Annotated in this window: 24 protein-coding genes and 1 tRNA gene; 16 read left to right on the top strand and 9 right to left on the bottom strand. The window is 60.4% G+C overall.

Going from position 1 to position 22,466, the window contains the following annotated elements:
• The first annotated feature begins 13 nt into the window (after positions 1-13).
• From ACW9UO_RS05485 to ACW9UO_RS05470, 4 genes are all read left to right on the top strand, one after another.
• Positions 14-208 (top strand): hypothetical protein, encoded by a 195-nt coding sequence (locus ACW9UO_RS05485; RefSeq protein WP_457087974.1) that lies wholly within the window; start codon positions 14-16, stop codon positions 206-208.
• The gene (locus ACW9UO_RS05480; protein ID WP_457087973.1) at positions 205-1,164 is read left to right on the top strand and encodes a 2-hydroxyacid dehydrogenase; all 960 of its coding nucleotides are present in this window, start codon (positions 205-207) and stop codon (positions 1,162-1,164) included. The genes ACW9UO_RS05485 and ACW9UO_RS05480 overlap by 4 nt, the downstream gene beginning before the upstream one ends.
• 17 nt (positions 1,165-1,181) lie before the next feature.
• Positions 1,182-2,051: an NAD(P)-dependent oxidoreductase gene (locus ACW9UO_RS05475; RefSeq protein ID WP_457087972.1), complete on the top strand. Its 870-nt coding sequence runs from the start codon at positions 1,182-1,184 to the stop codon at positions 2,049-2,051.
• 756 nt (positions 2,052-2,807) lie between these two features.
• Positions 2,808-3,485, top strand: coding sequence for a tyrosine-type recombinase/integrase (locus ACW9UO_RS05470; RefSeq protein WP_457087971.1), 678 nt, complete (start codon positions 2,808-2,810; stop codon positions 3,483-3,485).
• 137 nt (positions 3,486-3,622) lie between these two features.
• Here ACW9UO_RS05470 and ACW9UO_RS05465 read toward each other — a convergent pair.
• Positions 3,623-3,712: transfer RNA gene (locus ACW9UO_RS05465), tRNA-Ser, on the bottom strand.
• A gap of 556 nt (positions 3,713-4,268) precedes the next feature.
• Here ACW9UO_RS05465 and ACW9UO_RS05460 point away from each other — a divergent pair.
• Positions 4,269-4,580 (top strand): hypothetical protein, encoded by a 312-nt coding sequence (locus ACW9UO_RS05460; protein ID WP_457087970.1) that lies wholly within the window; start codon positions 4,269-4,271, stop codon positions 4,578-4,580.
• Positions 4,581-4,690: 110 nt separating this feature from the next.
• On the opposite strand, the gene ACW9UO_RS05455 is transcribed toward ACW9UO_RS05460, so the two are convergent.
• Positions 4,691-5,460 (bottom strand): IS5 family transposase gene (locus ACW9UO_RS05455; protein WP_457088577.1). Its coding sequence is split into 2 segments (ribosomal slippage): positions 4,691-5,124 and positions 5,124-5,460, totalling 771 coding nucleotides; the frame shifts between segments, so codons are not numbered across the junction.
• 60 nt (positions 5,461-5,520) lie between these two features.
• Here ACW9UO_RS05455 and ACW9UO_RS05450 point away from each other — a divergent pair.
• From ACW9UO_RS05450 to ribD, 4 genes are all read left to right on the top strand, one after another.
• The gene (locus ACW9UO_RS05450) at positions 5,521-6,318 is read left to right on the top strand and encodes a hypothetical protein (protein WP_457087969.1); all 798 of its coding nucleotides are present in this window, start codon (positions 5,521-5,523) and stop codon (positions 6,316-6,318) included.
• Positions 6,305-7,285, top strand: a complete 981-nt coding sequence (locus ACW9UO_RS05445; RefSeq protein WP_457087968.1) for an SGNH/GDSL hydrolase family protein — start codon at positions 6,305-6,307, stop codon at positions 7,283-7,285. Before ACW9UO_RS05450 ends, ACW9UO_RS05445 begins: the two co-directional genes overlap by 14 nt.
• A gap of 439 nt (positions 7,286-7,724) precedes the next feature.
• Entirely contained in the window at positions 7,725-8,192 is a 468-nt protein-coding gene (gene nrdR / locus ACW9UO_RS05440; protein WP_457087967.1) for a transcriptional regulator NrdR, read from the top strand.
• 36 nt (positions 8,193-8,228) lie between these two features.
• Positions 8,229-9,329, top strand: a complete 1,101-nt coding sequence (gene ribD, locus ACW9UO_RS05435; RefSeq protein ID WP_457087966.1) for a bifunctional diaminohydroxyphosphoribosylaminopyrimidine deaminase/5-amino-6-(5-phosphoribosylamino)uracil reductase RibD — start codon at positions 8,229-8,231, stop codon at positions 9,327-9,329.
• 4 nt (positions 9,330-9,333) lie between these two features.
• Here ribD and ACW9UO_RS05430 read toward each other — a convergent pair whose 3' ends face one another.
• Positions 9,334-10,281: a LysR family transcriptional regulator gene (locus ACW9UO_RS05430; RefSeq protein ID WP_457087965.1), complete on the bottom strand. Its 948-nt coding sequence runs from the start codon at positions 10,279-10,281 to the stop codon at positions 9,334-9,336.
• A gap of 208 nt (positions 10,282-10,489) precedes the next feature.
• Between ACW9UO_RS05430 and ACW9UO_RS05425 the strand changes: the two genes are divergently transcribed.
• Positions 10,490-10,699, top strand: coding sequence for a hypothetical protein (locus ACW9UO_RS05425; protein ID WP_457087964.1), 210 nt, complete (start codon positions 10,490-10,492; stop codon positions 10,697-10,699).
• Between the two features lie 41 nt (positions 10,700-10,740).
• Here the strand turns inward: ACW9UO_RS05425 and ACW9UO_RS05420 are convergent, their stop codons facing one another.
• The 3 genes from ACW9UO_RS05420 to ACW9UO_RS05410 all read right to left on the bottom strand — a co-directional run bounded on the left by ACW9UO_RS05420 (position 10,741) and on the right by ACW9UO_RS05410 (position 15,544).
• On the bottom strand, positions 10,741-12,777 hold the full coding sequence (locus ACW9UO_RS05420; RefSeq protein WP_457087963.1) for a capsular polysaccharide biosynthesis protein: 2,037 nt from the start codon (positions 12,775-12,777) through the stop codon (positions 10,741-10,743).
• A gap of 3 nt (positions 12,778-12,780) precedes the next feature.
• The gene (locus ACW9UO_RS05415) at positions 12,781-13,911 is read right to left on the bottom strand and encodes a polysaccharide biosynthesis/export family protein (protein WP_457087962.1); all 1,131 of its coding nucleotides are present in this window, start codon (positions 13,909-13,911) and stop codon (positions 12,781-12,783) included.
• A 340-nt stretch (positions 13,912-14,251) separates the two neighbouring features.
• A complete protein-coding gene (locus ACW9UO_RS05410; protein ID WP_457088606.1) occupies positions 14,252-15,544 on the bottom strand; it encodes a capsule biosynthesis protein in 1,293 nt (430 codons plus the stop codon).
• A gap of 94 nt (positions 15,545-15,638) precedes the next feature.
• Between ACW9UO_RS05410 and ACW9UO_RS05405 the strand changes: the two genes are divergently transcribed.
• From ACW9UO_RS05405 to ACW9UO_RS05380, 6 genes are all read left to right on the top strand, one after another.
• A complete protein-coding gene (locus tag ACW9UO_RS05405; RefSeq protein ID WP_457087961.1) occupies positions 15,639-16,226 on the top strand; it encodes a riboflavin synthase in 588 nt (195 codons plus the stop codon).
• A 399-nt stretch (positions 16,227-16,625) separates the two neighbouring features.
• Positions 16,626-17,258, top strand: a complete 633-nt coding sequence (locus ACW9UO_RS05400) for an ATP-dependent Clp protease proteolytic subunit (RefSeq protein WP_457087960.1) — start codon at positions 16,626-16,628, stop codon at positions 17,256-17,258.
• Positions 17,259-17,387: 129 nt separating this feature from the next.
• A complete protein-coding gene (clpX, locus tag ACW9UO_RS05395; RefSeq protein WP_457087959.1) occupies positions 17,388-18,653 on the top strand; it encodes an ATP-dependent Clp protease ATP-binding subunit ClpX in 1,266 nt (421 codons plus the stop codon).
• Between the two features lie 109 nt (positions 18,654-18,762).
• On the top strand, positions 18,763-19,146 hold the full coding sequence (locus ACW9UO_RS05390) for an NADH:ubiquinone oxidoreductase subunit NDUFA12 (protein ID WP_457087958.1): 384 nt from the start codon (positions 18,763-18,765) through the stop codon (positions 19,144-19,146).
• Between the two features lie 12 nt (positions 19,147-19,158).
• A complete protein-coding gene (gene mlaD, locus ACW9UO_RS05385; RefSeq protein WP_457087957.1) occupies positions 19,159-19,611 on the top strand; it encodes an outer membrane lipid asymmetry maintenance protein MlaD in 453 nt (150 codons plus the stop codon).
• Positions 19,608-19,967: a DUF2155 domain-containing protein gene (locus ACW9UO_RS05380; protein WP_457087956.1), complete on the top strand. Its 360-nt coding sequence runs from the start codon at positions 19,608-19,610 to the stop codon at positions 19,965-19,967. Before mlaD ends, ACW9UO_RS05380 begins: the two co-directional genes overlap by 4 nt.
• On the opposite strand, the gene aat is transcribed toward ACW9UO_RS05380, so the two are convergent.
• Genes aat through accB form a run of 3 tightly spaced genes read right to left on the bottom strand, consistent with a single transcriptional unit; the run spans position 19,931 to position 22,430 of the window.
• Positions 19,931-20,578: a leucyl/phenylalanyl-tRNA--protein transferase gene (gene aat, locus ACW9UO_RS05375; RefSeq protein WP_457088605.1), complete on the bottom strand. Its 648-nt coding sequence runs from the start codon at positions 20,576-20,578 to the stop codon at positions 19,931-19,933. The genes ACW9UO_RS05380 and aat overlap by 37 nt on opposite strands.
• Positions 20,579-20,582: 4 nt before the next feature.
• Complete coding sequence (gene accC, locus ACW9UO_RS05370) at positions 20,583-21,929, bottom strand: acetyl-CoA carboxylase biotin carboxylase subunit (RefSeq protein WP_457087955.1); 1,347 nt, start codon at positions 21,927-21,929, stop codon at positions 20,583-20,585.
• Between the two features lie 12 nt (positions 21,930-21,941).
• Positions 21,942-22,430, bottom strand: a complete 489-nt coding sequence (accB, locus tag ACW9UO_RS05365) for an acetyl-CoA carboxylase biotin carboxyl carrier protein (protein ID WP_457087954.1) — start codon at positions 22,428-22,430, stop codon at positions 21,942-21,944.
• Between the last annotated feature and the right edge of the window lie 36 nt (positions 22,431-22,466).

The raw sequence follows: 22,466 nt of genomic DNA, 5'->3' as shown, positions 1-22,466 counted from the left end.
AAAAGGAAAAACCATGTCATACATCACCAAATTGATTGTGGGCCTGTTTGGCACAGCGGCGCTGTGTATTTTCATCGGCGGGCTTTCCCAAAGTATCTCGACCGGATTTGCGGGCTTTGTCGGAGGATCACCGTTTATGATCATCGCCATCGTGGTCTGCGGCATGGCGGTCTATGATTTTTACGATGAATGTATCCGCAAGAGATGACGAAAAAGCGCCTCTGGATCACCCGCCGCCTCTCTGACGCAACGCTAGAGCGTGCCGCGCGCGATTATGATGTCGTGGTTAACCACGATGACACGCCCGGAACGGCCGCAGACATCATCGCCGCAAGCGCGGAATTTGATGCGATCCTCCCGTGCCATTCAGAGCATTTTTCGGCGGATGTGGTGGCGCAGCTTGACGCGAAGCTGAAGATCGTCGCGAACCATTCTGTTGGCGTGGATCACTGCGATCTGCCGGCCTTAAAGGCGCGTGGGATCACGGTTACGAATACGCCCGATGTGCTGTCGGACGCCACCGCCGAGCTTGCGATGCTGTTGATGCTGGGGGCCGCCCGTCACGCTGTTGCCGGGGATCGACTGGTGCGCACGGGCGGCTGGGACAGTTGGTCGCCTGCATTTATGGTGGGCAAGCAGGTGACAGGTGCGCGGGTTGGCATCATTGGTATGGGCCGGGTCGGGCGTGCATTTGCCGCCAAGGCGCGCGGGTTCGATATGGATGTGCATTACTACAATCGCCGCGCATTGCCGGCGGATCTTGCGCAAGGGGCGACGTATCATTCAACGATTGAAAGCCTGCTGGGGGTCGCGGATTTCTTGTCTCTGCATTGCCCCGCCACGCCTGAAACAACCGATCTGATGCGGTCTGAACAGTTCGCGATGCTGCCCGCCGGGGCGGTTGTTGTGAATACCGCGCGCGGTGCATTGATCGACGAAGTTGCGCTGATGGCGGCGCTCGATAGCGGACAGGTCGCCGCGGCTGGCCTTGATTGTTTCAAGGTTGAACCGGGCGGAAACCCTGCGTTTGCGGCATACGACAGCGTCTTCATGCTCCCCCATATCGGCAGCGCGACCCGCACCACGCGCGATGCGATGGGCTTTCGCGCTTTGGACAATCTGGACGCCTTCTTTGCAGGTCAAACACCGCAGGATCAGCTTTAACAATGATAGATAAAACGATGACAAAACTGACCTTTCTGGGCCTTGGCGTCATGGGCTATCCTATGGCGGGACATCTGGCCAAGGCGGGCCACGCAGTGACCGTTTACAATCGCACGACGGCTAAGGCGGAAAAATGGGTGGCAGAGCACGGCGGCGCCTTTGGCAAAACACCTGCCGAAGCCGCACAGGGCGCTGAGATGGTGATGGCCTGCGTGGGGAATGATGATGATCTGCGCGCCGTATGCCTTGGCCCTGACGGTGCGTTTGCGACCATGTCCGAGGGCAGCACATTTGTTGACCACACAACCGTGTCCGCCGCCGTCACGGCCGAGCTTTATGCCGCCGCCAAATACCGCCGGATCGCATTTGTCGACGCACCCGTGTCCGGCGGGCAGGCGGGGGCCGAAAACGGCGCATTGTCGATTATGTGCGGAGGGGATCAGGCGGATTATGACTGGGCCGAGCCTGTCATGACTGTCTATTCAAAACTGTGCCGTCGCATTGGCGAGAGTGGCGCAGGCCAGATGACCAAGATGTGTAACCAGATCGCCATTGCGGGCTTGGTGCAGGGGCTGTCCGAAGCCCTGCATTTCGCGTCCAAAGCGGGCCTTGATGGCGCCGCCGTGGTCGAAGTGATAAGCCAAGGGGCCGCAGGGTCATGGCAGATGTCCAACCGCTATGAGACGATGCTAGACGATCATTTTGAACATGGTTTCGCCGTGGACTGGATGCGCAAAGACCTCGGGATTTGTCTGTCTACGGCGAACGAAAACGGCGCATCCTTGCCTGTCACTGCACTGGTCGATCAGTTCTATAAGGACGTGCAGAAAATGGGTGGAGGGCGTTGGGATACGTCAGCGCTGTTCAAACGGCTTCAGCAAACCTAACCCACAACGCAGGTGCCGATGACGATCAGCGCTGCCGCATCTTTTAGCATCATCGGGTCGGGCCCCGCGGGTTTGCTCCTGTCGCAATTGCCTGCGAATGCGGGCATCGGCATCACCGGCTCCAGACTTCGATACCGGGGCCGTCCCTGTCAAGCGGCTTGCGGCAGGCGAAAGCATCCGCATGGCTGCGGTTGTGATCACGGTTGCAATATTGACCGTCTCGTTGTCGCCGCCGCCATTGTCACAGATCATTCCGGGCGCATGTTTTGGTCCGTGTCAGTGCGGGTCTGCCAACATGATGCTGGTTCGATGCAATTCCGATGTACCTATCCCATTACAGTGATGGACACGGTCCCCCGTGACTTACCGCAATCCGACCTGTCCGAACGGCTTCGATTTGCCCTACCGCTGAGCGATTAAAGGGATGTCAGAATGACTTGAAGGACCGAATGGGAAAATTAGTGGCTCAAGCGCCGATTTGTAGAACATCGCAAATACGCACGTCAGCTCTCTGACAAGTCCCTCGACCGCGAATTCTCAGCGCTGGAACGTTTCGACGTCTGGAATAGACGCAAGGAATTTGGCAAGTTTCACATCGAATGTGCCATGGGCTTCCGCACGCACCTAGAGATCACCAAAAGCGCGAGTGGCAAACCCTTGGGAAAGTCCACACCCCGAGCCATTCTGGCGAATTGCGAGAGTTTTCGCTTTGGCTTGCGCAGCCGGATCAGGTCCGCAGACGCGGACGACTGTAACTTGTCCCGCCGGGATGAGGCCGAAGCTCGGGCCGCGCCGAGCCGCCCTGCGCCCAGTGTGAAACAGGCCAAGCGCGCGTTGGAGTTGATGCCCGCGACGACGCCGCGCGGGATGGGTGACAAGGCGATATTCGCGCTGTCGTGTCTGATGGGGATCCGCGCGGGGGCGTTGGTCTCCTTGCGGATCAAGCATGTCAATCTCGATGAGAAATCTGTGACACAGAACCCTCGCAAGGTAGCAACCAAATTTGGTAAAAGGATCGACACCTTCTTTGCGCAGGGCTTCCCTGAGGCCGAAGCGGCTTTGGCCGCTTGGGCGACCTATCTCGACGAAGACGCGCTTGACGGCCCGGATGACCCGTTGTTCCCGGCAACCGCCATCGTGCCGCATTCTAACACCGGTTTCGCAGCCGAAGGATTTGTGCGCCGCTCTTGGAAAAGCACCGAGCCGGTTCGCAAAATCGTCAACGATGCCTTCTCGGCTGCGAATTTGCACAGGTCTGGCCCGCACGCCTTTCGCCACATGCTGGCCCGTCACGCCGCAAAAAAGTACACGTCTGTCGCAGAGCTTGTCGCCACCTCACTGAACCTCGGTCATACCGATGTGCTGACGACGCTGGGTCGTTACGGGCAATTCAGCCGCGAGCGTCTACGGGCATTAATCACCGGTTTTCTCTGAGGAAGATGTGTTGGAAGACTGAGACACAGCACAGCACAGTGCGGTCAAGGGCGAGCGATGTGTGGGAATAGGTGTGGGAACACAGCCATAAAGACCCGGAAAAAGCTTATTATAATCAGAGCAATAACCGGGAATTATGGCGGAGACGAAGGGATTCGAACCCTCGAGACGGTTTCCCGCCTACTCCCTTAGCAGGGGAGCGCCTTCGACCACTCGGCCACGTCTCCGCGGACGGGTATAGCCGCGCAAACCACGGAGTTACAAGGCGAAATTCGCATTTCTTCGCAGAATTCCCGCAGGAGCCCCAACCCCTTGAAATAGCCCGAAAAGGCCAAGAATTACGAGGGTTGTGGTCAAGATTTGGTCAACGCCTCACCGGTAAATTCCACGCCAACATGCAGTCTATAGGTGTTAGTTGAAACACATTCCTTCAGTGGATACCGGAAGACTCGAGATGATGCCGGACTATGGTGGATGGCCTTATAAACTAGGCGTTCGGGGAAATGTCGCGGCTGTGGGGGCGTGGGCTGGCGTTTCATTCAGAGCCGCAGAAATTGAGCCGTTTGAGGCGGAAACGCCGCTGTTGGCTGCTTTGAAGCGGCAGTCGGCGCAGACTGTCTAACACCTGTTCAATACACGTGAAAATCGGCGTTGAAGGGCTGTTTAATGCGGATTTAGGCGCGCAAGGCTGTCCATATTCTCGGACGTGTTTTTTGGTCTGCCCCAAGCGACCACGCGAAGTTAGGATGGTTGGGTATTGTTCGAGATCGTTTGGAGATAATTATGACCGCATTGAGATATTCAGCTTACGGAGCTTTTGCGCTGGCAGTTTTGGTCGCCATGGGTGCCGCCGTGAGCGAAGCCGTGTTGCTACTTGGCGGTAGTGTCTCGGCGGGGCTGATCGGGCTTCTTTTGCTAGCAGCCGACCGCGCTCTGACATACTTGCGAGAGATCAGAGACCATCTGGTCGGCGGGACGATCGTTGAAGAAGCCATGCCAGCAAGCGAAACGCCTGATCCTGAGATGCCGGTCCAGTCGCTGCAAGAAATCGACCAAGATATTCGCCGGCTGAGAGCAAGAGCTGAGCGCGCTTGAGATGCATCAGACCGAGCATAGGTCGCGTGGCAACGTTCGGGGGTTATCGAAGGCAGGAGTGGGCAACGGAAGCGCGCGGTCGCTGCTTAGGGTCAGGACTCGTTCTCGTTTCATAGCCAGAACATGACGGTTGCGGCGAGGGCGATGGCGGAGAGGAAGACTTTCGGGCATCGGTCGTAGCGTGTGGCAATCCTGCGCCAGTCCTTCAGGCGCCCGAACATGATCTCGATCCTGTTGCGGCGTTTGTAGCGGCGCTTGTCGTATTTGACGGGCTTGGCGCGGGACTTCCGGCCAGGGATGCAGGGCTTTATCTCCTTGTCTTTCAACGCTTCCCTGAACCAGTCGGCGTCATAGCCCCGGTCGGCCAGAAGCCATTGTGCCGATGGCAGGCTGCCAAGAAGGGCCGCAGCGCCGGTGTAGTCGCTGACCTGGCCCGCGGTCATGAAAAACCGGATCGGTCGTCCCTCGGCATCGGTGACGGCATGCAGCTTGGTGTTCATGCCGCCTTTGGTTCGGCCGATCGCGCGCCCCCGCTGGTCGTCGGGCCCCCCTTTTTCGACCGCAGACTGCTCGCCGTGCGGTGCGCCTTCAGATAGGTCGCGTCGATCATCACCGTCTTTGGAACCGCTGCCTCCGACGCAAGGCCGTGCATCATCCTCGCGAAAATGCCCTTGTCGCTCCATCGTTTCCAGCGGTTATAGAGCGTTTTGGCCGGGCCGTATTCCGCGGGCGCGTCGCACCAGCGCAAGCCATTGCGATTGATGAATATTATCCCACTCAGAACACGCCGGTCATCCACCCGCGGCTTGCCATGGCTCTTGGGAAAAAACGGCCGAAGCCGGTCCATCTGCGCGTCCGTTAGCCAGAAAAGGTTGCTCATCATCACCCCCGTCAGTTTGGGAGCTTGAATCACGCTGCCGACGTAGCCTCAAGCAGATCAATGGGTCCTGAGCCTAATGCCGTCGATCTTGGCGTCAGGTATCCGACGACCGACCCGAGCTACAACAAGCTCGACCCGGCCAGGATATTCCCGGATGCTTATTTAAGCACGGCAACCGGCTTGCCCGTCACTGACGTGAACCCGGCGCGATATATGACAGATTTCATGTATGTGAAGGGCGTGACATTTATCGCGTCCAACGTCTATGGGACCGGCCCGATGCTGGCCTATGACGAGGATCAGGCTTACTTGGGGGTGGTCCCGAATACTGACGAAGGGCAGACCGGTAAATACGTGCTGCCTGCCGATACCGTCTATGTGCGCGCGTCAGGTCTGAACGCGGGCACTGTGTATATGTATCTCGACGATTTCTCGCGCTTTGGAACGCGTTACGAATATGGCGTGACCGAGGACAGCATAAAGTTAACCGAGACAAATGCTGCGGTCGCCACCAAGGCGCGGCTGGATTACGTTAAGACGTTAAATATCGTGGACGGCCTGAACGTATTAGACCCTGACAGTTTCGCGCCCGGGTTCACGATCAACGGCTCTGGTGTGGTTATCGCATCCGCCACCAATAGCGTCTCCGAATTCCTGTACTGCAAAGGCAGGTCCTTCGCCTCGACCAATATGTTTTTCTACGGTGGCATCTATGCCTATGATGAGGATTATGGCTTTATCTCTTCCATCGCTAGAAATACTGAAACTGGTTTCTTCGATATCCCCGGTACCGCCTACTACATCAGAGGCACCTTTCTGGGCTCTAATAACGGCGAGCAGTACCTTGTATTGGGATGATCCGACGGTTGATTTCTACCCCTTCCTGCAAGATCGCTACACCTACAAATGCAAAGGGCTGAAACTGGTGACGCTGGGTGACAGCATCACCTATCAGAAATCTTGGCAACCACGCCTGGTCGAGCTGACCGGCATGATCTGGGATGAGGATGAGGCGCGCGGCGGTGTTGGATATGTCGAAATTGACGCCAGCACCAACGCTGACCTTGGCGCTTACGTGCGTGCAGATGCGGCCATTGTTGATAGTGGCGCGACCTACGTGAATGACTACGGCGCGACACTCACGATTTACGAAAAGGGCGCTCAACGTTATCGCAAGGCGTATAGCTCAGCCGAGGGTGGCGATACCGTCATGCCGCGTTCCGGCAGCACTCGGTCGCTCTACTCGCGCTGTGGTGATATTCAGCACTATGAGCCGGACGTGATCATCATTCATGGCGGTGCCAACGACCGTGGGTATTGCGTGACACTCCCGACCGTCAAGCCGAATGGCCGGTTGAGTGATATAACGGGTATCACCAATCTGGAGAGCGACGATCCTGATCTGATTAACGATTATGAAATCTACACTGCTGACGCCAATTACGCCAATGTGGGCGATTACACGGCGGAAGGCGACACGACAGGCCGGATTAAATATAGCGGGACATTCCGCGCGGCCTATCGTGGCATGTTGAAAAAGGTGATCGATGGCAACCCGGCGGCGATCATCTTTTTGGTTCAGCCACCTCGGACCTTCCTCTATTCCGACACCTACCAGAACAAGGTGGCTGAGTATGCCTCTGACGAGGTGAACCGCGTCATCGCGGGGGTGGGCGACGAGTTCGGTTGTCAGGTGATCGACACCAGCCGCATCTTTGGCACCTACAACGCGGCGCAGTGGTTCACCGCAGATGGCCAGTATATTCACCCGAATGCGGCGGGCGGTCGAAAAATCGCTGACTATATCGCCAGTCAGATTTTGTGATGACACCACACCCGAGGCGCTGGTGGCGCTCGGGTGTGGTCACGTATTCGAGCCAGTTCACCTGATCGGCAGGCCCGCTTTGCAATCTCTGCGCGGCGTCCCACATGGCGGTTAAGGCCAGCCGTAGCCGGCCAGCACATACAACCACGTTTTAACGGTCGCTGAATGCGCCATCAAAACTTCCGGATAAGCAGATGCAAAAACCGTCTGCTGCAACTATTGCTTTCAAACTCTGCAGATTTCGCTTTCACGCTACAACCGCGCGCAGCGAACACCGAACCCATCTGGGATCCAATGGCCGAAGCCATTGACCGAACCGCCACACAATCTTGGTGCTCGAAGAAACCCCTACCCAAATGCGGGCGGCGCTTCTATACTTTGTGGATAAGTGGGCAAAGAGACCCATGAGAGGCGGAACAGAGAACAAGGGGAACGGCCAATGCGCTGCCCGTTTTGCGGAAATATCGACACTCAGGTCAAGGATTTACGGCCAGCCGAGGACCATGTCTCTATCAGGCGGCGGCGCTTTTGCCCGGCCTGCGGCGGCCGGTTCACCACCTATGAACGGGTGCAACTGCGCGACCTCGTGGTGATCAAAACAAACGGACGGCGCGAGGATTTCGATCGCGACAAGCTGGAACGGTCGATCCGCATCGCACTGCAAAAACGCCCGGTCGAGCCCGAGCGCATGGATCAAATGATCTCTGGCATCGTGCGGCGGCTTGAAAGCATGGGCGAGACGGATATTGCGTCCAAACAGATCGGTGAGATCGTGATGGAAAGCCTGGCCCGGATCGACACCGTGGCCTACGTGAGATTTGCCAGCGTTTACAAGAACTTCCAAGCGGCAGATGACTTTGATAAATTTGTCAGCGAACTGCGGCCAGACCACCCGAAAGAAACCTGACAATCCGAAGGAAAGCTAAGACAAAAGGGCTGCGCCATGCAGGATGACGATATCCGCCACATGGCGCACGCCCTTTTGCTGGGCCGTCGCGGGCAGGGCCAATGCTGGCCCAACCCCGCGGTCGGCTGTGTGATTGTGCGCGAAAACCGCATCGTCGGGCGCGGCTGGACTCAGCCGGGCGGGCGGCCCCATGCCGAGACTGAGGCGCTGGCGCAGGCTGGCGATTTGGCGCGCGGGGCCACGGCCTATGTCACGCTCGAACCCTGTTCCCATCATGGCCAGACGCCGCCCTGTGCCGAGGCGCTGATCGGGGCCGGTGTTGGCCGCGTTGTCGCCGCTGTCGAGGACCGCGATGCGCGGGTGTCGGGGCGCGGCTTTGCGCTGTTGCGCGCCGCCGGAATTGACGTCACGACTGGCGTGCTGTCCGCGCAGGCCGAGGCGGATCACGCCGGGTTTTTCCTGCGCCAGACCCAGAGCCGCCCGTTCCTGACCCTCAAACTTGCCACCACTTTGGATGGGCGCATCGCCACCGCCACCGGCGAAAGCCAGTGGATCACCGGACCCGCCGCGCGGCGCGAGGTACACGCCCTGCGTGCGCGCCATGATGCGGTGATGGTGGGGGCGGGCACGGCGCGGGCGGATGATCCTTCGTTGACCGTGCGCGATCTTGGCGTCACCCGCCAGCCGGTGCGGGTGGTGGTTTCGCGCCGCTTGGACCTGCCGTTAACCGGCCAGTTGGCGCGCAGCGCCGCTGAGGTGCCGCTATGGCTGTGCCACGGGCCCGATGCCGACCCGGATCTGACCTCCGCTTGGCAAGGGTTGGGCGCGCGGCTGGTGCCCTGCGCGCTGTCCTCGCGCCAGATTGACACGGGGTCGGTCATGGCCGCTTTGGGCGAGGCCGGGCTGACGCGGGTGTTCTGCGAAGGGGGCGGACAATGGGCGGCCTCGCTGCTCGCGGCCAATGTTGTTGATGAGCTGATCTGCTTTACCGCAGGCGTGGCGCTTGGGGCCGAGGGCCAGCCCGCCATCGGCGCGCTTGGGGTTGAGCGGCTGTCCGAAGCGCCCCGGATGCACCTGGCCGACGTGCGCCCAGTGGGCGGCGATGTGATGCACATCTGGCGGCGCGTCGCGGGTTAATCCATTAGTCTGGCGGCTGCGCAACCGGCGAGGTCATCATCCCCAACCGTTCCAGATCTTCGTCGCTCATCGCCTCGAGGCTCTCCATCACCGCGCCTTGTTCGCCCTGCGCCGCATCCGCCACATGGCGCAGCGCATGCGACGCCGCCAAGCGCAGATCGGGGGCGAGATCCTGACGCCAGATCGCCCAAACCGGATAGGGAAAGGTCGGCGCGTCGGGCACAAGATGCAATTCGCCAGCGTCAACATAGGTCTTGATATAGCGCGCCGGCAGATACGCAGCGAGCGACCGGCGGCGGATGAATTCCGCCCCCAGTGCGCCAAGCGACAGGGTCAGACCGGGGTTGGTCAGATGCGGCAGATGCAGCGCATGGGCCTGCACAAACTCCGGCCCCCAGTCGATAAACGCATAGCGTCCGGCAAGGTCCATCGTCGGATTTTCCCATGCGGCCACAAGGATCAGCTCTTCGTCCAGCACCTTTTCCACCGCCAGACCGGGGCGCAGTTGCGGCGTGTACATCAGCGCCGCCTGCAAAACACCTTCGACCAAAAACCGCGTCAGACGGTCGGGCATGCCCAGCTCGGCGCGGATGTTCAGCTCGGGGCGCGTGGCGCGCAATCGGTCGATCCAGCGAAAGCCAAGGCGCGGCCAGAGCGAATATTGCGCCCCGATCGACAGGCTCTCGTTAAATCCCTCGGGAATGGCAACCTGTTGGCGCGCTTCCTCCCATACCTTGATGATCGACAGCGCATAACGTTCAAATTCGCGCCCTGCGGCGGTCAGCTCGGCCCCGGCCTTGGACCGGGTGAACAGCGGCCTGCCAAGTGAGTCCTCGAGGCGCTGCACCCGGAGGCTGACAGCGGACTGGGTGACAAACAGCCGGTCGGCGGCGTTGACGAAAGAGCCGGTGGCGGCAATTTCGAGAAAGGTGCGCAGCAGGGTGATGTCCATCAAAGCAATCCATTAGCGTTAGTCGTTTTATGGATGTTTCTTATTCGTTTTTCTTATTGGATGATAGCCGCTAAATATTGGATCGTGGAAACTGGCCAAGGCGCATAAGCATTGTCGTACCCTCGGCACGCTTGGGCATCTTTTGGCACGTCCCTGCCGGCTGGCTTCCACACCTGATGTAACGCCACCGATGTGGAGGGAGACCGATATGACCCTGTTCAAAGCGAACAAACTGACCGCCAGCCTGCTGATTGCGGGGGCGCTGGCCCTGTCGGCCTGTTCGACCGAACAGGTTGTCGGCAACACTGTCGATGGCGTCGGCGGTGCGACCAAACTGGCGGCCAAAGGCGTGGTCGGCGCGGGCCGCTTGGCCGTGCGCGGCGGTCGGGCCGCCTTTGGCGAGACCGAAGACGAGTGACCCGCTGCGCCCGGCTTATGGCCGGGCGTCGCGTTTCGGGATCAGCCGCGCCGCCAAAGGTGCGCCTTGCTGGCGAAAGCGCCTTGCAGTTTGGCAAGCGCGCGGTTGGCCGCACCGGGGCCGGGCAATTTGCCACTGGCCAGCCGATGCACCACCACCTCGGGGGGGCAGGGCAGGCCGGTCACCGGATCGAAATAGCGCGGATAGGCAATCAGGGTGGCATGCACCAACCCATCGAGCGTTGGCCGCGCGCTCCGGCGCGGCGGCACATCGCCAAGATCGCGCGTCAGCCCCCAACCCGCATAAAACGGTGCGCCCAAAGTGGTGACTTGAACCTCGCGCAACAGAGCCTCGAACCCCAGCAGCGAGGTCAGGGTCCAGACCTCTTGCACCGCGTCCAGAAGCGCCACCGGATCGGCACGCTCCAGCACCAGATCGGCAAGCTCGGCGGCATCGGGCACGGCGCCTTGGCGCAGCCCGGCCTCGACATCGGGGTGGGGTTTGTAGAGGATCACCGCGTCCGGATTGGCGTCGCGCGCGGCTTGAAGCAACGCACGATTGCTGCGAACCTCGGTGCATCCCGTGAGGATCGAGGCGTCGTCTTCGACCTGACCGGGCACCAGAATCCGATGGCCCTCGGGCAGGGCGGGCAGGGCGCCGCGCAGGTTGTATTTGCTCAGACCCGCCGCAAGGATGCTGCGCCGCAGTCGAAACGCCCGTTGCACTTCGTCGGGCCGCAGATCGGCGCTGGCGTTGATCAACCGTTCCAGCCGGCTTTCGCGGCGCGGATCGTAATAGATGCCCAAATCATCCGCGACCAGCGACAGCGGCGGCACCAGTTCCGCGCCAAGCCCGCGCGAGCGCAGGAACCCGTCTTCGACCCGCACAACCTCATCAAGCTCGCCGGATTTGCTCGCCCAGACCATCCGTTTGCGGCCCTGCGCCTCGGCCAGTTCGCGCGCCTTGCCGGTGTCGTCTTGGAACAGCATCGGCTTCTGGGTGCCAAACACCTTTTGCAGCGGCCGACGTTTCCACAGCCGCATCCCCGAGGCCACCCAACCGGTGTGATCCTCGCGCCAGGCCCGGGTCTGGGCTTCAAAGGCGTTCAGCGCCTGTTCGATCTCGCAAAGCTGGTCGGTGAAAGGGTCGTACCACTTCGGATAAAGGATCATCGCGGCGGCAAAAAGCTGATGCCGGGTCAGCTGCCGTTCCCGGCGCGGCACCGGATTTTCATCCTGCGTCAGGCCCCACCCGGCGTAAAACGGCTGGCCAAAGACGCGCGGTTTATGGCCCGCGAAAATCGCCTCGAACCCCATTTGTGACGACAGGGTATAAACCCCGACCGCGCCGTCAAACAGCCGCCACGGGCTGATCTGATCGGTCAAAAGCGTGATCCGGTCATTGCCATCCTCTGGGCCGAAATGCCCCGCACGCAGGCCTTTGGCGGTCTCGGGATGGGTCTTGATCACCACGCGCGCGCCGGGATGCTCCTCTTGGGCAAACACCAGCATCTCAAGAAAATCGGCCCGCCCGGCGCCGCTGGCGGTGACAGAGGCATCGCCACGGGTCTGGTCGATCACCAGCACATAGCCGGGGGCGGGGGCAGGGATTTCGGCGTCGAAGCCGGAATATTTGGTCAGATGCGCGGCTTTGACCCGAGCAATGGCATCGCCCGCGCGGGTCATCAGCGCGCCGTCATCCAGCGGGTCTTGCGTCAGGATCTGCTCAAGGTCGGAGGGGCGTTTGGGATCGAAATGCAGGCCGGAGTGGTCGATCATCAGGCCAAGCGGCGGCTCGCCCATGCTGCGGCCGGGGTGGAGCGAGCGCAAGAAAGCATCCTCGATCCGCACGAGTTTCGCCCCTTGCCGCGCGGCCACCGCTTCGCCGCGACGGGCGGTCGGGCTTTGGCCCCAGACACCGACAAGATCATGCGCGCCGGGCAGGCCGAGCCGAATGCGATAGCCCGCCAGCGTCAAAATGCGCCGCACCCGGCGTTGCGTCAGGAAACCACCGTTATAGACGTAAAGACGCCGGGGCGTTGCGGCCCCGGCGACTGTTTCGTTGCTGGCCGGAGCCATCGCTTAACCGCCGGTGCCGCCGGTCAGGGTCGAGACGGTGTCGACCGTCGATGTGATGGTGCCGACCGCGCCGAGCGTGCCGGTCACCGCGGCGATGGTTTTGCTCCACTGCGCAAACGGCGCTTCGGTCACATAGAGCAGATCGTCGTCGCGGATCACGAAATCGCGGGCGAGGAACAACCCGTTGGGCTCGGTCAAATCAAGCACATAGACCATGCGTTGCGCGCCCTGCAGATCGTCGCGGCCCAGCACGTTTTCGGAAATCGCTTCAGCCTCGTTGCGGAACACAAAGACGCCGGTGGGATCGGCCGAAGTGGCCAACAGCCCGCCAACCTGTGCAATCGCCTCGACGGCTGACAGCGTCTGGCTCTCAAACGGAACGCGCGATTGTGCGCCGGTGGCACCCAGCGCGACAAAGGCGCGGGTGTCCTGTTCGATCAGGATTTTGTCACCGCCGCGCAGGGCGATGTCCATCTGGGGATATTCATAGAGGTCCTGGAACCAGACCTTGCCAGTATGGCTGCCGCGGGTCACGGTGACCTGCGCCACCTCGGGCTGGATCGTCACGCCACCGGCACGCGCTAGCATCGACGACAGCGTGCGGGTCGGACGCTCGATTGCATAGATGCCCTGGCCGCCCACGGCCCCGATGACCGACACAGTCGAGCCGTCGCCCGCGACGCGGCGCAGTTCGACCTGCGGATCGGGGGTCTGTTCTTCGAGCTTGCGGGTGATGACGCGGCGGATCGCTTCGGTGGTGTTGCCGGCGGCCTTGATCCGGCCCGCGTAGGGCACAAAGATAAAGCCGGCCCCATCGACCTGCACCTCTTCGAGGACCGTCGAGCTTGAGGTTTCGCCCGCCAGCAAACCGTCATCAACGTTTTCCCAGATCGTCAGGCCAAGCGTATCGCCGGGGCGGATCACGTCGGATCCGACGACACCGGCATTCTTGAAGCTGTCAGCAAAGCCCAGCGCGGGTACGACGCCGGTGGCCCGCGTCACCCGATCATTGACCGAGACGATAAAGGCATCGCCTTCGCGCTGAACCGATCCGGCATAGATTTCACGTTTGTTCGGGCCAGACCGGGGCAATCCACAGGACGCCACAAGCGATACGGCAAGAAGCAGGGCCACGGATCGGGCCCATCTGGTTTGATGGTTTCTCACTGCTCGGTCTCCTCGACCTTGTATTTTTATGCTGCCTCAGCTTTTCCCGGTAATCTACGGGAATCCGTATGCAAAATCCAGAGTGGATGGGCCCGCCGGGCAATGGGCGGGCGGGCGTGGCGTCGAGGGCACAGATCGGCGGTATTTTCGCCGGCTGCGGTGTAAAGGCTTGAGGGGGATCTGGTTGCGCACGGATCCCGTGGGGGAATGCCTGCCCCGGATGTGATCCGAGGCCGCCGGAGGGCATGGGGCAGGAGATCCCGGACCAGGTCCGGGCGTGATGATGTGCGAGCGACCACAGGCGCGGTCAGGTCACCAAACGCAATTGTTGGCGCGGTGCGGCGGTGCCCGAGGCGAAGCCATCATAGGGATCTTCGGTCGACAGCATCATATCCACCACCATGCGCAGCAATTGGCGGCGGCCCTTAGCCGAGTAATATCCGCCGGGAATTTGGCTGGTTTCCAGCAGATAGCGGCGATAATCCTTGTAGGCGCGGTTGTCAGGCCGTTCCGGCGCGGCAAAGAAGTCCTTGAGCGGCTGCATCGAGACGAACTCAGGCTTGGCATAAACGGCACGGCCAAACACCCGCAGGGGGATGCCGCGCCAGAGCACCTGTTGCCCGGCGGTCGAGTTGACCGTGACCGCAGTGCGCGCATCATTCAGCAGCGGCGCAAGCTTGCCCCCGCGCACGTAATGCACCCGACCTTTGACGCCGTATTTCACCGCCAACCGCTTGAGTTCGCGGCGGATGTTGGTGCGGCCGTTTTCCAGCGGATGGGCCTTGAAAACGAGGTGATGGTGGCCAGGGGCCCCTTGGGCAAAGCCCGCGACCACGAGTTCCAGAAACTCAGTCATACGGGCAAAAGGTGAATGTTCAATGAACGAGGAATCATGTTCGAGCTGAAGCAGGCAAAGGTGATAGGGATAGCCGCCATGGCGAATGCCCAGCGTTGCCGCCTTGCGATCCAACGCATGGAGCGGCATCAAGAGCAAGCGTTTGAAATAAAGTGCAAATTCCATCGTTACTGGCAATTCCCGATGCGCCCGGAAATTGCGAAAACTGCCGTTTCGAAACATAATGAACCAGTGATACAGCGCGCCATAAAATACATGTTGTCGGGTGTCGCCCCAATGGCCGGGGGGCAGGGGCGCTTCCATATCCGACAGGCTGAGCGCCTTTTGCATGGTCTCGACGCTCATCTCCATCAGGCGCGAATTGCCGTTGCTGCCGCCGCGCTCATACGTCACCCAATAGGGCCGCATATAGCCTTCTTCAAACACATGCACCGTCAGCCCGCGGTCCCGCGCAATGCGGACCGCATCGGCGTGAATGGCGCGGGTGTCGCCATATAGTACAATGTCGGTGGCCTGTTTTTCGTCGATCAGCCGGTCAAAGGTATCCGGCCAGTCCTCAGTTGTGCCGGTGTAGGGCACAAAGCTTTTGGGATGGAACCAGAACGCCCGGTCGCCGGCGTTGAACCCGACGCGCCATACCTGGGCACCGGTCATCCTCAGCATTCGGCCAAGGCGGTTGAAGAACGGGCCGTGCGGTCCCTGTAAAAACAGGAAAACCCTTTTCTCTCCGGCGGCGTTGCCCATCGTGCCGATTTCCCTCATATGGTTCGGATAGGCTTCATTAACACGCCATATGGACGAAATTATGGCTGAAAGGCCAGCAGCGGCGAGGAAAAGCATGTTCACCGGGATCATCACCGATATTGGCCGGATCAAGGCCTTGGAAATGCGCGGCGATCTGCGGGCGCGGATTGGCACTGGCTATGACACCGCGACCATCGACATTGGTGCCTCGATCGCCTGCGAGGGGGTTTGCCTGACGGTGGTGGCGCTTGGCACGGATTGGTTTGACGTCGATATCAGCGCTGAAACCGTGTCGAAAACCAACCTCAGCAGTTGGGCCGAGGGTCGGATGGTGAACCTTGAGCGGGCGCTGAAGGTTGGGGATGAGCTCGGCGGTCATATCGTATCGGGCCACGTTGATGGCGTGGCGGAAGTGGTTGATATGAAAGACGAAGGCGGCAGTACGCGGGTGACGTTTCGTGCGCCCGAGGCGCTGGCGAAATTCATTGCGCCCAAAGGCTCGGTTGCGCTTAACGGCACGTCGCTGACGGTCAACGAGGTGTCAGGACGCGATTTCGGGATCAATTTCATCCCGCATACCAAAGAGGCAACGACCTGGGGTGCGGTTGTGATGGGTGACAAGATTAACCTCGAAATTGATACATTGGCACGTTACGTCGCGCGGCTTCAGGACTGGGGCTGAGTAGAGCCTAGCCGACCTAAGTCGCCGTCGTCACGCTGCCTTTGTGTACAATCTTATGGGTTAACTGTTGGGTAAGGATCCTGCGGTATAGCTGGGTCATACAGACGGAATGGTTCGGTAATTGGCGCTTGGGTCTGCGGCCTTAACTGGGCAATTGCACTAGTAGGAGAAGCAAAATCAAGGATGGGTTTGTGCGGATTCAAATGGCTTATGAGCAGGTTCGATGAGGGGGCCGCGGTATGGCGTGCAGGCACCGTGGAACAAGCGTTCGTCTGCGCAGACGACACGGCAGGCGCAGCCCGATTTGTTTCCGCCCCTTGCAGCCCCCCAAACCCATGACTAAGACTCTGGTAATTCTGGCGGGGTAAGACACCCCAGAGCACCAAGAGGCAGGCCGAGATGCGAGACCCGATCGATACCTACATGAATACACTTGTCCCGATGGTCGTCGAACAGACGAGCCGGGGCGAGCGCGCCTACGATATCTTTTCCCGCCTGCTGAAAGAGCGGATCATTTTCGTCAGCGGCCCGGTGCACGACGGCATGTCGTCGCTGATCGTGGCGCAGCTGTTGCACCTTGAGGCGGAAAACCCGTCCAAGGATATCTCGATGTACATCAACTCGCCCGGTGGCGTGGTGACAAGCGGCCTGTCGATTTACGACACGATGCAATACATCAAGCCCAAGGTCTCGACCCTGGTGATCGGCCAAGCGGCGTCGATGGGGTCGCTGCTGTTGACGGCGGGCGAAAAGGGCATGCGCTTCTCGCTGCCCAACAGCCGCATCATGGTGCACCAGCCGTCTGGCGGCTATCAAGGGCAGGCGACCGATATCATGATCCACGCCGAGGAAACCCTGAAGCTGAAGCGCCGGTTGAATGAAATCTACGTTCATCACACCGGTCAGACGCTCAAGAAGGTGGAACAGGCGCTGGAGCGCGACAACTTCATGTCGCCCGAAGATGCCAAGGAATGGGGCCTGATCGACGAAATCGTCGAAAATCGCGCCAAGGCCGAAGCCGAGGCCGACTAAATCTCATGCAGCAGGGGGCGCATTTTGCAATTGTCGCTCCCTGCTGCCTGTCCTAAGCTGGGCAAAAGACCCAGGTCCCTGCAAATTGCAGGACCACAAGAGCAGTTCAAAGGCTCCGAAAGGTGACACATGGCGACGACTACCGGTGGTGACAGCAAAAACACCCTCTATTGCAGCTTTTGCGGCAAGAGCCAGCACGAGGTTCGCAAGCTGATTGCCGGCCCGACCGTGTTCATCTGTGACGAATGCGTCGAGCTTTGCATGGACATCATCCGCGAAGAAACCAAAAGCGCGGGACTGAAATCGTCTGACGGTGTTCCGACACCCAAGGAGATTTGTCAGGTTCTCGACGATTACGTGATTGGCCAGACCGTGGCCAAGCGCGTGCTTTCGGTGGCGGTGCACAACCACTACAAGCGGTTGAACCACGCGGCAAAATCCGGCGACATCGAGCTGCAGAAATCCAACATTCTGCTGATTGGCCCGACCGGCTGCGGCAAGACGCTGCTGGCCCAGACACTGGCGCGCATCCTTGATGTGCCGTTCACGATGGCCGATGCAACGACGCTGACCGAGGCGGGCTATGTGGGCGAGGATGTCGAGAACATCATCCTCAAACTGCTGCAATCGTCGGAGTATAACGTCGAGCGGGCCCAACGCGGCATCGTATATATTGACGAAGTCGATAAGATTACGCGCAAATCCGAAAATCCCTCGATCACCCGTGACGTTTCGGGCGAGGGCGTGCAGCAGGCGCTGCTCAAGCTGATGGAGGGCACCGTGGCCTCCGTACCGCCGCAGGGCGGGCGCAAGCATCCGCAGCAAGAGTTCCTGCAGGTCGACACGACCAACATTCTGTTCATCTGCGGCGGCGCGTTTGCTGGCCTCGACAAGATCATCGCGGCGCGCGGCAAGGGCTCGGCAATGGGCTTTGGTGCTGATGTGCGTGACGAAGATTCGCGCGGCGTGGGCGAAGTGTTCAAGGATCTCGAGCCGGAAGATCTGCTGAAATTCGGTTTGATCCCGGAATTCGTTGGCCGTCTGCCGGTTCTGGCAACGCTCGAAGACCTCGACGAAGATGCGCTTGTCACCATCCTGACCAAGCCGAAAAACGCGCTGGTCAAGCAATACCAGCGTCTGTTCGAGCTTGAAGACACCACGCTGTCGTTCACCGAAGAAGCGCTTACCGCGATTTCCAAGCGGGCGATCGAGCGTAAAACCGGTGCGCGGGGCCTGCGTTCGATCCTCGAGGATATCCTGCTCGATACGATGTTCGAACTGCCCGGCATGGAGAATGTCGACGAGGTTTTGGTCAACGAAGAGGCGGTCAATTCCGACGCCGCCCCGCTGATGATCTATTCCGATGCGGAAAAAACGCCGGCGACGGCGGGGTAACACCTGTGCCGGGCTCACGCCCGGCCTACATCTGCCGAGGCAAGGCTTTGCGGCTGGACCTTTCAAGCCGCTTGCGCCATACCGAGGCAAGACCAATTCGGAGGCATCGATGGGTATCCTGAACACGCTTTTGCGCGCCGTGACATGGTGGAACGGCTCGACGCTGGGCACCTCGCTCTACACCCGCCGCAACGGGGTCAAGGTCGGCGAAGACGATCAGGGCAACATCTTTTACGAGACCAAAGATGCCAAGCGCCGCTGGGTGATCTTCAATGGCGAAGTCGAAGCGACCCGGGTGAACCCCGAGTGGCACGGCTGGCTGCATCACACGATGAAAGAGCCGCCCACCGCACGCCCGCTGCATCGCAAGACCTGGGAAAAGCCGCATCAGGAAAACCTGACCGGTACGCCGTTGGCCTATGCGCCCGCGGGGTCTTTGCGTCGCCCTGATCCGGTTGAACGCCAGGATTATGAGGCTTGGACGCCGGAATAAGGCCGCACACCCATGTCGGAAAACAAGACCGAAGTTCTGGTGGGCGGGGCCGTTCTGGCCATCGCTCTGGGCTTTCTGATCTACGCCGGGCAGGCCACGGGCCTGTCGCAGGGCAGCAGCGGCTATCCGTTGACGGCCAGTTTCCGGTCGCTTGAGGGCATATTGGTGGGCACCGATGTGCGGCTTGCCGGGGTCAAGATTGGCACCGTGACCGAGGTGACGCTTAACGCCGAAACCTACCGCGCCGACACCGTGTTTACCGTAAAAAATGACATCCAGATCCCCGATGACAGCGCTGTGGCTGTCGCGCAAGAGGGCCTTTTGGGCGGAAATTTCGTTGAGATCGTGCCGGGCGGATCGCCGTTTTACTTCGAGCCGGGGCAGGAAATCGAAGACACCCAGGGCGCGGTCAGCCTGATTTCACTTTTGCTTAAATTTGTATCTGGTGGGGATAACGCGCAATGAGAGGCTTTCTAGTCGCGGCAGCCATCTGCCTGGCGTTCCCGGTCGCAGCACAAGAGTCGGTGTCACTGGGCAGTGGCGCGGTGCTGCGCGGCCTCGACAAAGTGTCAGGCGAAACCACCGATATGGATCTGTCGAACGGGGCCAGCACCGAATATGGCAGCCTGCGGATCGAAATGACGGAATGCCGCTATCCCGAGGGCAATTTGGCGGGCGATGCCTTTGCCTTTACCAAGGTTTGGGAGCGGGACGCTGCGACGCCAATATTTTCGGGCTGGATGATCGGGTCTTCGCCGGCGCTCAGCGCGCTGGATCACGCGCGTTATGACGTTTGGGTCATGCGCTGCAAGACCGAGTGAGCCTCGGCCAGCGGCGGCGCGGTGAACGACGCCTCGCCGTTGATCGCACGGCGCAACTGGTCATGATAGCGGCTGCGTGAGATTTCGATCGCGCCAAGTGACCCCAGATGGTCGGTCAGGAACTGGGTGTCAAACAGGGTAAACCCGCCTTGATTGAGCCGGTCGACAAGATAAGCCAGCGCTATTTTCGACGCATCGGTACGGCGTGAAAACATCGACTCGCCACAGAACAGCTTGCCAACCGCGAGCCCATAGACCCCACCAATTAGCGCGTCGCCGTCCCAGATTTCCAGCGAATGCGCGTGGCCTTGGGTGTGAAGTCTTTGAAATGCGTCGAAAATCGGGGGGTTGATCCAGGTCTCGGCGCGGTCAGCGCAGGCCTCCATCACCGCGGCAAAGTCGGTGTTGATCCGCATCTGGTGGGGCTTGCGGCGCAGGCTTCGCGCCAAGGACCGCGAGAGGTGAAAGCCGTCCAGCGGCACCACCCCCCGGCGGCGCGGATCGACCCAGAAAACCTCTGGGTCGTCGCGGTGTTCCGCCATGGGGAAGATGCCGGAGGCATAGGCCTGTAGCACCAGATCGGGGTCCAGCTCATGCGCCGGATCGATCATCATGTCAGCCGAGATTACGGGCCAGCCACTTTTCCAGCCAGTGAATGTTGTAGTCGCCGGACTGGATGTCGGGTTCCTGCAACAGCTCGTGGAACAGCGGGATGGTGGTGTCGACGCCGTCAACGATCAGCTCGCCCAACGCGCGATTGAGACGCGCCAGCGCCTCGGGACGGTCGCGGCCATGCACGATAAGCTTGCCGATCAGGCTGTCGTAGTAGGGCGGGATCGAATAGCCGTCATACAGCGCCGAATCCATCCGCACGCCAAGCCCGCCGGGGGCGTGATATTGGGTGATGCGGCCGGGGCAGGGCGAGAAATTCGGCAGCTTCTCGGCGTTGATCCGCACCTCGATGGCATGGCCGTTGATCACCAGATCCTCTTGGCCAAAAGACATCGGCAGCCCTTCGGCCACCCGGATCTGTTCGCGCACAAGATCGATGCCGAAAATGCCTTCGGTGACCGGGTGTTCGACCTGCAGGCGGGTGTTCATTTCGATGAAATAGAACTCGCCATCCTCGTAGAGGAATTCGATGGTGCCGGCGCCGATATAATTGATGTCGGCCATCGCGTCAGAGCAGATTTTGCCGATGCGCGCACGTTCCTCGGGGGTGATGGTGGGGCCGGGGGCCTCTTCGAACACCTTCTGGTGACGGCGCTGAAGCGAGCAGTCGCGCTCGGCCAGATGCACCGCACCGCCTTTGCCATCGCCAAACACCTGAACCTCGATATGGCGCGGTTTTTGCAGGTATTTTTCGATATAAACTTCGTCATTGCCGAAGTTCGATTTGCCCTCGGCGCGCGCGGTGGTGAAGGCCTTTTCCATGTCCTTGTCAGACGTGGCAACCTTCATCCCCTTGCCGCCGCCACCGGCGGTGGCCTTGATGATCACCGGATAGCCCATTTCGGCTCCCAGTTTCTTGGCCGTGGCCAGATCAGGCACGCCACCAACCGAGCCGGGCACGCAGGGCACGCCGAGCTTGATCATGGTTTCCTTGGCGGTGATCTTGTCGCCCATGATGCGAATATGCGCGGCAGTGGGGCCAATAAAGGTAAGCCCGTGGTCTTCGATCACCTGCACGAAATTGGCGTTTTCCGACAGGAAGCCATAGCCGGGGTGAATGGCCTGTGCGCCGGTCACTTCGCAGGCGGCAATGATCGACGGAATCGACAGATAGGATTGCGCCGACGGCGCGGGGCCAATGCAGATCGATTCATCGGCCATACGCACATGCATCGCGTCGGCGTCGGCGGTGGAGTGCACCGCGACGCTGGCAATGCCCATTTCGCGGCAGGCACGGATCACGCGCAGGGCAATTTCGCCCCGGTTGGCAATCAGGATTTTGTCAAACATCTGCTGCGCCCTTTATTCGAGGATCACGAGCGGCGTGCCGAATTCCACCGGGTCGCTGTCAGCGACAAGGATGCGGGTGATCTTGCCGGCGCGCGGGGCGGGGATGTGGTTCATGGTTTTCATCGCTTCAACAATCAGAAGCGTGTCGCCTTCGGCCACGGTGTCACCGACGCTGATGAACGCCGGTGTGCCGGGCTCGGCCTGCATATAAACCGTGCCGACCATGGGCGAGGCCACGGCACCGGGATGGCTGGCCGGATCGTCGCTGACGGTCTCGGCGGGCGCGGCGGCGGCGGCGGCGGGTGCCGGGGCTGCGTGCGCGGCAGGGGCCATCATCTGGACAGGGGCCGCGACAGGTGCTGCGCGGCTCACGCGGACATTCAGGCTGTCGTCTTCGGCATAGTCGCGTTTGACCTGCAATTCTGTCAGATCATTGTCGCGTAAAAGTTTTGCCAGAGCTTCAATAAAAGCCACGTCGGCATCATGCGTATTTTTTGTCATTCTCGATTCCACCCGTTGTTACGTGCCCCGCGGGCC

This window comes from Marinovum sedimenti, from assembly GCF_054052205.1.
This window is presented reverse-complemented; position numbering and strand designations above follow the sequence as displayed.